11 protein-coding genes, 1 tRNA gene, 2 rRNA genes and 1 riboswitch (2 of these 15 cut by a window edge) are annotated in these 12,500 nt (G+C 42.0%); of the genes, 11 read left to right on the forward strand and 3 right to left on the reverse strand.

The window, feature by feature from the left end; translation table 11 throughout:
* The 7 genes from NSS60_RS01210 to tsaD all read left to right on the forward strand — a co-directional run.
* Nucleotides 1-697 (forward strand): 23S ribosomal RNA (locus NSS60_RS01210) (it extends 2,229 nt beyond the left edge of the window).
* Nucleotides 698-765: 68 nt separating this feature from the next.
* A 5S ribosomal RNA gene (gene rrf / locus NSS60_RS01215) occupies nucleotides 766-882 on the forward strand.
* 38 nt (nucleotides 883-920) lie between these two features.
* A tRNA-Met gene (locus NSS60_RS01220) sits at nucleotides 921-997 on the forward strand.
* Nucleotides 998-1,173: 176 nt separating this feature from the next.
* Nucleotides 1,174-1,647 carry a tRNA (adenosine(37)-N6)-threonylcarbamoyltransferase complex ATPase subunit type 1 TsaE gene (gene tsaE / locus NSS60_RS01225; protein WP_004888747.1) on the forward strand — a complete coding sequence of 158 codons (474 nt, stop codon included), beginning with the start codon at nucleotides 1,174-1,176 and terminating at the stop codon, nucleotides 1,645-1,647.
* Complete coding sequence (tsaB, locus tag NSS60_RS01230; protein ID WP_004888748.1) at nucleotides 1,628-2,332, forward strand: tRNA (adenosine(37)-N6)-threonylcarbamoyltransferase complex dimerization subunit type 1 TsaB; 705 nt, start codon at nucleotides 1,628-1,630, stop codon at nucleotides 2,330-2,332. Before tsaE ends, tsaB begins: the two co-directional genes overlap by 20 nt.
* Nucleotides 2,333-2,776 carry a ribosomal protein S18-alanine N-acetyltransferase gene (rimI, locus tag NSS60_RS01235; RefSeq protein WP_004888749.1) on the forward strand — a complete coding sequence of 148 codons (444 nt, stop codon included), beginning with the start codon at nucleotides 2,333-2,335 and terminating at the stop codon, nucleotides 2,774-2,776.
* Nucleotides 2,773-3,786 carry a tRNA (adenosine(37)-N6)-threonylcarbamoyltransferase complex transferase subunit TsaD gene (gene tsaD / locus NSS60_RS01240; protein WP_004888750.1) on the forward strand — a complete coding sequence of 338 codons (1,014 nt, stop codon included), beginning with the start codon at nucleotides 2,773-2,775 and terminating at the stop codon, nucleotides 3,784-3,786. Before rimI ends, tsaD begins: the two co-directional genes overlap by 4 nt.
* Before the next feature lie 293 nt (nucleotides 3,787-4,079).
* On the opposite strand, the gene NSS60_RS01245 is transcribed toward tsaD, so the two are convergent.
* Complete coding sequence (locus NSS60_RS01245) at nucleotides 4,080-5,975, reverse strand: ABC-F family ATP-binding cassette domain-containing protein (protein ID WP_004888751.1); 1,896 nt, start codon at nucleotides 5,973-5,975, stop codon at nucleotides 4,080-4,082.
* A gap of 227 nt (nucleotides 5,976-6,202) precedes the next feature.
* Between NSS60_RS01245 and NSS60_RS01250 the strand changes: the two genes are divergently transcribed.
* Nucleotides 6,203-6,838 carry a redox-sensing transcriptional repressor Rex gene (locus tag NSS60_RS01250; RefSeq protein WP_004888752.1) on the forward strand — a complete coding sequence of 212 codons (636 nt, stop codon included), beginning with the start codon at nucleotides 6,203-6,205 and terminating at the stop codon, nucleotides 6,836-6,838.
* 9 nt (nucleotides 6,839-6,847) lie between these two features.
* Here the strand turns inward: NSS60_RS01250 and NSS60_RS01255 are convergent, their stop codons facing one another.
* Nucleotides 6,848-7,021, reverse strand: a complete 174-nt coding sequence (locus NSS60_RS01255) for a YdiK family protein (RefSeq protein ID WP_004888753.1) — start codon at nucleotides 7,019-7,021, stop codon at nucleotides 6,848-6,850.
* The gene (locus tag NSS60_RS01260; RefSeq protein ID WP_004888754.1) at nucleotides 7,018-7,755 is read right to left on the reverse strand and encodes a CPBP family intramembrane glutamic endopeptidase; all 738 of its coding nucleotides are present in this window, start codon (nucleotides 7,753-7,755) and stop codon (nucleotides 7,018-7,020) included. The genes NSS60_RS01255 and NSS60_RS01260 overlap by 4 nt, the downstream gene beginning before the upstream one ends.
* Before the next feature lie 303 nt (nucleotides 7,756-8,058).
* On the opposite strand from NSS60_RS01260, the gene groES reads away from it, so the two are divergent.
* From groES to guaA, 3 genes are all read left to right on the forward strand, one after another.
* Nucleotides 8,059-8,343 carry a co-chaperone GroES gene (groES, locus tag NSS60_RS01265; protein WP_004888755.1) on the forward strand — a complete coding sequence of 95 codons (285 nt, stop codon included), beginning with the start codon at nucleotides 8,059-8,061 and terminating at the stop codon, nucleotides 8,341-8,343.
* 69 nt (nucleotides 8,344-8,412) lie between these two features.
* Complete coding sequence (gene groL / locus NSS60_RS01270; protein ID WP_004888757.1) at nucleotides 8,413-10,029, forward strand: chaperonin GroEL; 1,617 nt, start codon at nucleotides 8,413-8,415, stop codon at nucleotides 10,027-10,029.
* An 851-nt stretch (nucleotides 10,030-10,880) separates the two neighbouring features.
* A riboswitch (purine riboswitch) is annotated at nucleotides 10,881-10,982 on the forward strand.
* A gap of 94 nt (nucleotides 10,983-11,076) precedes the next feature.
* On the forward strand, nucleotides 11,077-12,500 hold the 5' portion of the coding sequence (gene guaA / locus NSS60_RS01275) for a glutamine-hydrolyzing GMP synthase (protein ID WP_035019086.1). Its footprint extends 97 nt past the window's final position; 1,424 of the gene's 1,521 nt are visible here — the first part of the coding sequence; the start codon lies at nucleotides 11,077-11,079; its stop codon lies beyond the right edge, outside the window.

Raw genomic sequence — 12,500 nt, forward strand, 5'->3', positions numbered from 1 at the left:
CACCCCTGATCGGGGTGGGAGACAGTGTCAGGTGGGCAGTTTGACTGGGGCGGTCGCCTCCCAAAGCGTAACGGAGGCGCCCAAAGGTTCCCTCAGAATGGTTGGAAATCATTCGAAGAGTGTAAAGGCAGAAGGGAGCTTGACTGCGAGACCTACAAGTCGAGCAGGGACGAAAGTCGGGCTTAGTGATCCGGTGGTTCCGAATGGAAGGGCCATCGCTCAACGGATAAAAGCTACCCCGGGGATAACAGGCTTATCTCCCCCAAGAGTCCACATCGACGGGGAGGTTTGGCACCTCGATGTCGGCTCATCGCATCCTGGGGCTGTAGTCGGTCCCAAGGGTTGGGCTGTTCGCCCATTAAAGCGGTACGCGAGCTGGGTTCAGAACGTCGTGAGACAGTTCGGTCCCTATCCGTCGCGGGCGTAGGAAATTTGAGAGGAGCTGTCCTTAGTACGAGAGGACCGGGATGGACGCACCGCTGGTGTACCAGTTGTTCCGCCAGGAGCACAGCTGGGTAGCTATGTGCGGAAGGGATAAGCGCTGAAAGCATCTAAGCGTGAAGCCCCCCTCAAGATGAGATTTCCCATCGCGTCAAGCGAGTAAGATCCCTTGAAGATGACAAGGTAGATAGGTCCGAGGTGGAAGCGTGGCGACACGTGCAGCTGACGGATACTAATCGATCGAGGACTTAACTAAACACACAAGAAAAGCGAAGGCGACTGTTCTGTTATCTAGTTTTGAAGGAATTATCCTTCAATATATTGCTCGGTGACGATGGCGGAGAGGTCACACCCGTTCCCATCCCGAACACGGAAGTTAAGCTCTCCAGCGCCGATGGTAGTTGGCGGGACACCGCCTGCGAGAGTAGGACGTTGCCGGGCATTATTGTATTTATTTCTTATTAGTTAATTTCTATCGTCGCGGGGTGGAGCAGCCAGGTAGCTCGTCGGGCTCATAACCCGAAGGTCGCAGGTTCAAATCCTGCCCCCGCAACCAATATTCGAAGATGAAGATAGATTAATGAGACGAAACAGTGTAAGTTTCGTATTTTTTTATGCCTTTTTTGCGTTATGATTTGTTTTCGTGTACACTTATACGTGTAGCATTTCCTTAGGAGAGCGATCCTAAGGCCTTTTTTGTATGCTGATTTTATTTAATTAGGGGAATGAACGATGAAAACATATGAATATGTATCACATCATCCTGAAGATACGCTAGCATTAGCGATGAAACTTGCTCAGTATGTTCAGCCACAAGACGTTATTACGTTAGAAGGTGATTTAGGAGCAGGAAAAACAACGTTTACAAAAGGATTAGCTAAAGGATTAGGAATTGACCGCAATGTAAGTAGCCCAACTTTCACTATTATAAAGCAATATGAAGGGCGTATCCCTTTATATCATATGGATGTATATCGTTTAGCAGAAAGTGAAGAAGATTTAGGATTTGAGGAATATTTTTTTGGTGATGGTGTAACCGTTGTTGAGTGGGCTCATTTAATAGAACCATATTTACCAACGGAACGTTTACATATTGCGATTCACCATGCCGATGGAGGAAGCAGGATTATTCGCTTCTCTCCGATCGGTCAACGTTATGAACAGTTATGTAAGGAGATTTTTAGCGATGAAAGTGTTAGCCATTGATACATCAACGTTTGTTATGGGGATTGCTGTCGTTGACGGTCAAGTTGTTAAAGGAGAAATCATTACAAATTTGCAAAAAAATCATTCGATCCGAGTGATGCCTGCCATTGAATCACTTTTGCAACAATGTGATATGAACCCTCAAGATCTTGACCGTATTGTTGTCGCCAAAGGTCCTGGATCATATACAGGGGTTCGCATTGGGGTGACGATTGCCAAAACTTTGGCTTGGACACTAAACATTCCACTTGTTGGTGTATCGAGTTTAGAAGTGATGGCAGCAAATGCGAAGTATTTTGGCGGGCTTATTGTTCCATTAATAGACGCTCGACGCGGACAAATTTATACTGGTCTTTACAAAGTAGAAGGAGATCACGTGCAATCGATCGTAGCGGATCAAGTCATTTTAGCTACTGATTGGGCGAATGAATTAAAAGCATATGATCAATCCATTTTATTAGTTGGAAATGATAGTGTACTACACGAAGCTACGTTTGTTGAAGTACTAGGTCGTTCTGTTCAAGTAGCTTCAGCGACACTTCACAATCCGCGCCCAAGCGAACTTGCATGGTTAGGAATGAACCGTGAGCCAGAATATGTTCATACGTTTGTCCCAAACTATATTCGTTTAGCAGAGGCAGAAGCGAATTGGCTTGCTCGTCAGCAAGAAAGGACGGAATGTTAAGTGGACGTTTCCTTCCGTTTTATGACGCTTCAAGATCTTGATCGCATTATAGAAATTGAGCAGCGTTCATTTACACTGCCGTGGAGTCGTTCCTCTTTTCACCAAGAATTAACAAATAATCCGTATGCTCGTTACATTGTGATGGAGCATGATGGACAAATCATTGGTTATTGTGGCATGTGGCTGGTCATGGATGAGGCACATATTACAAACATTGCAGTATTACCGGAGTTTCGCGGGAAAAAATTAGGAGAAGCACTAATGAAACAGGCGATGGCGTTGGCGAGAGAAGAGGGGGCAAAAACAATGACGTTAGAGGTGCGAGTATCGAATATCGTTGCACAGTCGTTGTATCGGAAACTTGGTTTTTTAAATGGAGGTATTCGTAAAAGATACTATTCGGATAATCAAGAAGATGCTTTAGTAATGTGGGTGAAATTATGAGCGAAAAAGACATATTTGTGCTTGGAATTGAGACAAGCTGTGATGAAACAGCTGCAGCCATTGTGAAAAATGGACGTGAAATTGTAGCTAACGTTGTCGCTTCACAAATGGAAAGCCATCAACGATTTGGAGGAGTCGTTCCTGAAATTGCCTCCCGTCACCATGTTGAACAAATTACGCTCGTATTAGAAGAAACGATGAAACAGGCAAATATGGATATAAGTCAACTTGACGCGATTGCAGTAACAGAGGGACCGGGATTAGTTGGGGCGCTATTGATTGGTGTAAATGCGGCGAAAGCGTTGGCTTTTGCACATCGCATTCCGCTTGTTGGTGTGCACCATATCGCAGGACATATTTACGCAAATCAACTTGTACAAGAAATGAAATTTCCGCTTCTGGCGCTTGTTGTGTCTGGAGGTCATACAGAGCTCATTTACATGAAAGAGCATGGGATATTTGAGGTGATTGGAGAAACGCGTGATGATGCGGCTGGAGAAGCGTATGACAAAGTTGCCCGGGCCTTGCAACTCCCTTATCCAGGGGGACCTCATATCGATCGTTTAGCGAAACAAGGGAAACCAATTATTGATTTACCGCGCGCGTGGTTAGAAGAAGGTTCGTATGATTTTAGTTTTAGTGGATTAAAATCAGCGGTTATTAACACGTTGCACAATGCAAAGCAACGTGGAGAAATGATCCGACCTGAAGATATGGCGGCAAGTTTTCAAGCAAGTGTCGTTGAGGTATTAGTGAGAAAAACAATCGAAGCAGCCATGCATTACAGCGTAAAACAAATATTGCTGGCTGGCGGTGTGGCGGCAAATGAAGGGTTACGTACACAATTACAAAAACAAATGAATCAACTGCCAGAAGTCGAGTTAGTTATCCCGCCGTTGTCGCTTTGTACAGATAATGCAGCGATGATTGCAGCAGCGGGAACAGTATTATTTCAACAAGGAAAGCGTGCCACCATGGCATTAAATGCAAACCCAAGTTTACTGTTATAGTAAGAAGGTGTCCCAAAAGCAATGGGGCACCTTTTTCTAATTGTCATACGAATTTTTCTAAGAACAATTCAGCTTGTTGTGGATTATTTTATCCACATACATGTGAATAATGTGGAAAACGTTGATTGTATGTTATTTTATCATAACAAGTTAACCACAACAAAATGGGGGATTTTTCTTTTGTTGTTGTGGGTAATGTGGAAAAGTTGGTGAATAACTTATATTTAGGTGTTTTTTCTGTGGATATCTTTGTGTAAAAGATGAGCTAGCCCACAAATGGAGCTAGCTCGTTATTATTTTTGTAAAAGTTCCCATTGTTCGAATAACTCGTCGAATTTTTGTTTCAGCTCATCAATTTTTCCTTGAGTATCCCGAGCTTTTTCATAGTCGTTGTAACAGGAAGGATCATATAATTGTTGTTCATACGTAGCAATTTGTTGTTCGATTCGCTCCATTTCCGTTTCTAGCTGTTCGATTTTTCGTTGTCGTTGTCGTTCTAATTTTTTTCGTTCTTTTTCTTCTTCGTACGAACGTTTTGGTGACAACGATTCGCCCGTTTTAGTTTTTTGGCTAATTTGTCCAAGCTCAAGCAGCTCTGCTTTTTTTGCTACGTAATAATCATAGTCCCCTAAATACTCAACAAGACCGTCTGTGGATAACTCATATATTTTTGTTGCAATTTTGTTAATAAAATAACGATCGTGTGAAACGAATATAATTGTTCCTGGGTATTCTATGAGCGCTTGTTCTAGCACTTCTTTGCTATCTAAATCCAAATGGTTTGTCGGTTCATCTAAAACTAATACGTTTGCTTTCTTCATCATGAGTTTAGCGAGAGCGAGTCGCGCTTTTTCTCCACCGCTTAACGTCTGAACAGGCTTCAATACGTCGTCACCAGAAAATAAAAAGTTGCCGAGAATGGTCCGAATTTCTTTCTCTGTTCTTAATCGATCTTCGTCCCACAGTTCGTCGATCACTCGTTTGTTTGATGTTAATTGTGCTTGTTCTTGATCATAATAGCCAATTTGTACGTTTGTTCCGTAGCGTATTTCTCCTTGTTTCGGATGGAGTTGTTTGATGATCGTTTTTAAAAGAGTTGATTTTCCAATTCCATTTGGTCCAATTAATGCGATACTATCACCGCGAGTGATGCGAAACGAAAGATTTTTTGCAATGATGTGATCGTAACCGATCGCTAAATCGTTAGCTGTTAGCACATCATTTCCGCTTGGGCGTTCGATTTCGAAACGAAACGATGCCGATTTTTCATCACCGAGTGGCTTGTCGATGATATTCATTTTTTCTAATTGTTTTCTACGGCTTTGTGCTCGCTTCGTTGTTGATGCACGAGCGATGTTGCGTTGAATAAAATCTTTTAATTTTGTAATTTCCTCTTGTTGTTTTTCATACAATTTTAGTTGTTGTTCAAATTGTTCAGCACGTTGTTGTAAGTAGCTTGTATAGTTTCCGACATATTTTTTTATTTTTGTGCGTGATAGTTCATACACTTGTGTCACGATTTGGTCAAGAAAATAGCGATCGTGGGAGACGATAAGAATGGCTCCATCGTAATTTTTTAAATATTGTTCAAGCCATTGCAACGTTTCCATATCTAAATGGTTTGTCGGTTCATCTAAAATGAGCAAATCGGGCCTTGTAAGGAGCAGTTTACCAAGCGCTAGCCTCGTCCGCTGTCCACCGCTCAATGTAGATACTTTTGTCGTATAATCGTACTGTGAGAAGCGGAGACCATGGAGAACCGAACGAATATCTGCTTCATATTGATAGCCGCCTTTTTCTTTGAATTCTGTTTGTAAACGATCATATTGCTCAAGTAGGCGCTCATAGTCAGCATCATGTAAACTCATTTGTTGTTCTAGTTCGCGTAATTGTTTTTCCATTTGTTGTAGCGGGGCAAACACATCGAGCATTTCTTCCCAAATGGAACGATGCGCTTGCAACCCTGTATATTGATCTAAATAACCGATCGTTACGTGTTTCGGTTTAATGATTTCGCCTGTGTCGTATGACAACTGTCCGGCAATGATTTTTAATAATGTCGATTTTCCCGCGCCATTTCTTCCAACTAACGCAATACGGTCTTTTTCTTGTATTTCAAGCTTAATGTCTGATAAAACTTGTTCTGCTCCATATGATTTGGATAGTTGATTTACTTGTAAAATGATCATTCTTTCTCACCTCAATCTTCTTTTGATAGTGTAACGTACTTTCTTGATATTCGGCAACACTAGTGTACGAATAACAAATTTGACAAAAATAATAATAAAGGGTACAAAGGAAAGACAGAATGAAAAAAATAGTGTATAGTTTAGAAGTGGGAAGAATTTTTTAGACGTATAGGAGAGAAAAATGAAAGCGCTAACTATTTGTGAAAGGAAATGTGGGGGATTGACTCGTGAATAATGAACAGCCAAAAATTCCGCAGGCGACCGCAAAGCGACTACCGTTGTACTATCGTTTTTTGAAAAACTTGCATGCATCAGGCAAGCAACGTGTATCTTCAGCGGAGTTAAGCGAAGCTGTAAAAGTCGATTCAGCAACGATTCGCCGAGATTTTTCATACTTTGGTGCGCTTGGAAAAAAAGGATACGGATATAATGTCAATTATTTGCTGTCATTTTTTCGTAAAACGTTAGACCAAGATGAGACGACAGAAGTGGCGTTATTTGGGGTTGGAAATTTAGGGACTGCATTTTTAAACTACAATTTCAGCAAAAACAATAATACGAAAATTGTGATGGCGTTCGATGTAGATCCAGATAAAGTCGGAACAGAAGTCGGAGGGGTTCCGGTTTATCATTTAGATGAATTGGAGGAGAAACTCGGGGGAATTGCCGTAGCGATTTTAACTGTTCCTGCCCAAGTTGCTCAACCGATTACTGACCGACTTGTTCAACAGGGGATTAAAGGGATTTTAAACTTTACACCTGCTCGCCTGCATGTGCCAGAACACATTCGTGTTCATCATATTGATTTAGCGGTCGAATTGCAGTCACTCGTTTATTTTTTAAAGCATTACGGAAATGAATAAACCTCCCGTTTATGAGCGGGAGGTTTTTTTCAATAAAGAGCGAATAGCTGTGCCAAAATCAAATGTTGCAATTAGGATGAACAGCATTGTTGTTACGTCCCAAATGCCGTCATCAGCACTATCCACAGCAAAATAAGTAAATAAAATGCCCATTAGAAAGTAAAATAGTGGTTCATATTTCATGAAAACAGCCTCCAAATGACGAATTGCATTTGTTCTGCTTCGCGCATAATCTTCTCGATTTCTTCAGCGAATAATATTTGTATGGCAACGACAAACGTGTTCATCAACACGTGTGCTGCAATAGGTACGAGAATGCGTTTTGTTTTCACATATAAGAAGGCGAACACAAACCCCATTGTCGCATACAAGAGCAAATGTTCAAACTCTAAATGAACAACAGCAAATAAAAGTGAACTGACGAGCGCTGATAAGAAAAAATTGTATTTTTGATACAACGTCCCGAAAATAATTTTCCGAAAGATGATTTCCTCTAAAATTGGTCCGACGACTGATGTAACGAGTATAAGAGCTGGTGTCAATTTGACCATTTCAACGATGCGTCTCGTGTTTTCGGACCCCATTTCGACACCAAATAGGTGCATCTCAATATTAGCTGCAATGCCTTGGGCGAAAAGAGCGAGCAAAAACCCCCCAATCGCCCAAAAGAATGACATGCCAATCGATGCTTGATGGCGATCATATGAGTATTTCATATCTTCTTTCATAAAATAAAGAACGAGAAAAAGAGCAATCGGGAAACTAATAACAGCCCAGTAACCAGAAGCGATCGATATGGCTATATCTTTATTTGATGCGTTAATAAATCCGCTATGCGCAAGTAAAGGAACGCCGACTAAACTCGATAGTTGCATAGCGACGTATGTAATGATGACATACCAATATTGCTTTTTCACATGTTCAACCCCTTCGTGCAAATTGTCTAGCTTTAGACGAGCATTTTCTAAGCGTCTGCTTCCTTAGCTGAGCGAATGATCGTCCTCTGCTTTCTAAATTGAATACTTTTTCATTTTATCATATTTTTTGTATGAATTTCGAAAGGAAAGACATAATGTTAAAGAGGGAATCATTTAATGAAAAATTTTTAACTTCCTACTTGCAAAATTAAAAAAAGTTCATTAATATAATAAGTGTGTTAGCACTCAATAAGAATGAGTGCTAATAACGGAACGAAAATCTAATTAAGGAGGTCGTTTGCCGTGTTGAAGCCACTAGGTGATCGTATTGTCATTGAATTAATTCAAACTGAAGAAAAAACAGCGAGCGGAATTGTCTTACCAGACACAGCAAAAGAAAAACCACAAGAAGGAAAAGTTGTGGCAGTTGGTTCAGGTCGCGTTCTTGATAATGGTGAGCGCGTAGCTCCAGAGGTAAGCGTTGGTGACCGCATCATCTTCTCAAAATATGCGGGTACAGAAGTAAAATATGATGGAAAAGAATACTTAATTTTGCGTGAAAGTGACATTTTAGCTGTGATTGGTTAATCGTTCGCCTGATAACATATAAAGCACATAAAAATACTTAACTAAAATTTCATCAAGGGGGTAAGATGTATGGCAAAAGAAATTAAATTCAGCGAAGAAGCTCGTCGTGCGATGTTACGCGGTGTAGATAAATTAGCTGATGCAGTAAAAGTAACATTAGGTCCAAAAGGTCGTAACGTTGTATTAGAGAAAAAGTTCGGTTCTCCATTAATTACAAATGACGGTGTAACGATTGCGAAAGAGATTGAATTAGAAGATCCGTTTGAAAATATGGGTGCGAAGCTTGTTGCGGAAGTAGCAAGCAAAACAAACGACGTTGCTGGTGACGGTACAACAACAGCAACTGTATTAGCACAAGCGATGATTCGCGAAGGATTGAAAAACGTAACAGCTGGTGCGAACCCAATGGGCATTCGCAAAGGTATTGAAAAAGCTGTTGCGGTCGCTGTGGAAGAATTAAAAGCGATCTCTAAACCAATCGAAGGCAAAGACTCCATTGCTCAAGTTGCAGCTATTTCTGCGGCTGACGAAGAAGTTGGTCAATTAATCGCAGAAGCAATGGAACGCGTTGGTAAAGACGGTGTCATTACATTAGAGGAGTCTAAAGGTTTCACAACAGAATTAGATGTTGTGGAAGGTATGCAATTTGACCGCGGTTATGTATCTCCATACATGATTACAGACTCTGATAAAATGGAAGCTGTATTAGATAATCCATACATCTTAATTACAGATAAAAAAGTTTCAAGCATTCAAGAACTTCTTCCTGTATTGGAGCAAGTTGTTCAACAAGGCAAACCATTGTTAATCATCGCTGAAGATGTAGAAGGTGAAGCGCTTGCTACATTAGTTGTGAACAAACTTCGCGGTACGTTCACAGCTGTTGCAGTTAAAGCGCCTGGCTTCGGTGACCGTCGCAAAGCGATGCTTCAAGATATCGCGATTTTAACAGGCGGTGAAGTCATTACAGAAGAGTTAGGTCGCGAATTGAAATCAACAACAATTGCTTCACTTGGTCGTGCAGCGAAAGTCGTTGTGACAAAAGAACATACAACAATCGTTGGTGGCGCTGGCCGTGCGGAAGACATTCAAGCACGCATCAACCAAATTCGTGCTCAATTAGAAGAAACTACTTCTGAATTTGACCGTGAAAAATTACAAGAGCGCTTAGCGAAATTAGCTGGTGGCGTTGCGGTAATCAAAGTTGGTGCGGCAACAGAAACAGAATTGAAAGAGCGCAAATTACGCATTGAAGACGCATTAAACGCAACACGTGCGGCAGTTGAAGAAGGTATTGTTGCCGGCGGTGGTACGGCATTAATGAACGTATACAACAAAGTTGCAGCGATCGAAGCTGAAGGCGACGAAGCAACTGGTGTGAAAATCGTTCTTCGTGCGATCGAAGAGCCAGTTCGTCAAATCGCTCACAACGCTGGTTTAGAAGGTTCTGTTATCGTTGAACGTTTAAAAACAGAAAAACCTGGCATCGGCTTCAACGCAGCAACTGGCGAGTGGGTTGATATGATTGAAGCTGGTATCGTTGACCCAACAAAAGTAACTCGTTCTGCGCTTCAAAACGCAGCATCTGTTGCGGCTATGTTCTTAACAACTGAGGCAGTTGTTGCTGACAAGCCAGAAGAAAACAAAAACACACCTGGCATGCCTGACATGGGCGGCATGATGTAATGCAAAAACTACCCCTGTTTCAAAGGGGTAGTTTTTTCTTTTAATTCACTCAAAAAACAAAGAATAGAGCCAACAGCTTGAATCCATGCTCCAGCGATACTGATCGACTGCCCGTCTTCTTTATTTCCTCGTTCCTCATACACTCAGTACATCGGTAGTTTCAGCATCTGCCTCTAAGGCGTTTTCTGTCGCTTGCAATACGTTTCCCCATAAATCAAGAGCAAACTGTTTTTTTGTCGCTTAGAGAAGGAATGCTCGCAATGGCCGAAGTAACAGTACCTATCGCTTGAGTAAATGAACCGATCAGTGCTTTCGGTTGATTCATCCTATTTCGCGCAGGAGACTCCCACTTCAACGACCAAAGGGAGTAAGTGGGAGAGGAATGCGCGTTCCCCCTTTCTTTTGTGTATGATATAATAAAGGCGTGGAGAAAACCGTTCAATAAAGGCACTCCAATAACTGCTACTCGATGTATGGAGTTGGTTACAGGAAACGTTGTAACCGTAAAACATCGAGCGTAGGTCCGTCTGTTGTGTGTGGAAGCCAAGTACTGCCAACAGACACACCGAGAGAATCGGTAACGATGCAGGCATGACCTGCGTCGTTGGGTAGTCGTCAACCTGCCCCTGATGCAACCCCAAGTCAAGGAAGGAGGACGAAATCCGTTTGCACTTCTGGGGAGTTGCAAGCCCTCACTTCAAGCGTTAGCTAAGTGGGGGTAGTTGACGTGCATTCTCCTACAATTTTTGCTCATATATCATATGCAAGTTACATATTGTTGTTAATTGTTAGAAAATTGAATAAAAAGACAGCATCTTGACCGACGAGGAATGAAGTTGGTAGAATGGATTAAAATTTAAGATGCGCACCTTCGTATATCCTCGATAATATGGTTCGAGAGTCTCTACCGGGACACCGTAAATGACCCGACTACGAAGGCAGTGTTCTATATTGCTAGAATTCTGCCTTCGTTTTTTTATGAGAGGGTATGAATGCTAGCTTTTTTATTATATGTAGATGAGGTGATTTCGTTTGAGTCAACAAGAAATGATCGTCGTTTTAGATTTTGGTAGCCAGTACAATCAGTTAATTACGCGCCGCATTCGTGAGTTTGGTGTGTACAGCGAGTTGCACCCACATACGATTACAGCCGAACAAATTCAACAAATGAATGTAAAAGGAATCATTTTTTCTGGCGGTCCAAACAGCGTATATGATGATAATGCGTTTACGTGTGATCCGAAAATTTTTGAGCTTGGTTTGCCGATTTTAGGAATTTGTTATGGCATGCAGCTGATGACGCATCATTTAGGCGGAAAAGTAGAAAAAGCAACACATCGTGAGTACGGAAAAGCAATGATTCAAGTAAAGAACGCTTCCGCCCTTTTTGAACGTCTCCCAGACGAGCAAGTGGTCTGGATGAGCCACGGCGATTTAGTCACTGCTCCGCCAGAAGGGTTTACTGTAGATGCTGTTAGCGCTTCTTGTCCAATTGCGGCAATGAGCAATGAGGCGAAAAAGTTTTACGCGGTGCAATTCCATCCAGAAGTGCGCCATTCCGTCTACGGAAACGATATTTTAAGAAATTTCGTATTTGACGTGTGCCAATGCAAAGGCGATTGGACAATGGAAAGCTTTATCGATAGCGAAGTGCGCAAAATTCGCGAGCTTGTTGGAGATAAAAAAGTGCTTTGTGCGTTAAGCGGCGGTGTCGATTCTTCCGTGGCGGCTGTGCTTGTGCATCGCGCCATCGGCGATCAACTCACATGTATTTTTGTCGATCACGGGCTCCTTCGCAAAGGGGAAGCGGAAAGCGTCATGAAAACATTCCGCGAAGGGTTCCATATGAACGTCATTAAGGTGGATGCAAAAGAGCGGTTTTTAAACAAATTAAAAGGTGTAAGCGATCCAGAGCAAAAACGAAAAATTATTGGGAATGAGTTCATTTACGTATTTGATGACGAAGCAGCAAAGCTAGATGGCATCGAATTTTTAGTACAAGGTACGTTGTATACTGATATTATTGAAAGCGGCACAGCAACAGCCCAAACGATTAAATCTCATCACAATGTCGGTGGTTTACCAGAAGATATGAAGTTTAAATTAATCGAGCCATTGAATACGCTCTTTAAAGATGAAGTGCGAGCGCTCGGTACAGAATTAGGTATTCCGGATGAAATTGTATGGCGTCAACCGTTTCCAGGACCTGGACTTGGCATTCGCGTATTAGGGGAAGTGACAGAAGAGAAGTTAGAGATTGTTCGTGAATCAGACGCCATTTTACGTGAAGAAATAAAAAAAGCCGGGCTTGATCGTGAAATTTGGCAGTACTTCACGGTTCTACCTGACATTCGTAGCGTAGGTGTAATGGGTGATGCGCGCACGTATGATTATACGGTCGGTATTCGTGCAGTCACTTCGATTGACGGTATGACAGCGGATTGGGCGCGCATTCCTTGGGATGTTCTTGA

Source organism: Anoxybacillus sp. FSL W8-0382 (assembly GCF_038003845.1).
GTDB lineage: Bacteria > Bacillota > Bacilli > Bacillales > Anoxybacillaceae > Anoxybacillus > Anoxybacillus flavithermus_G.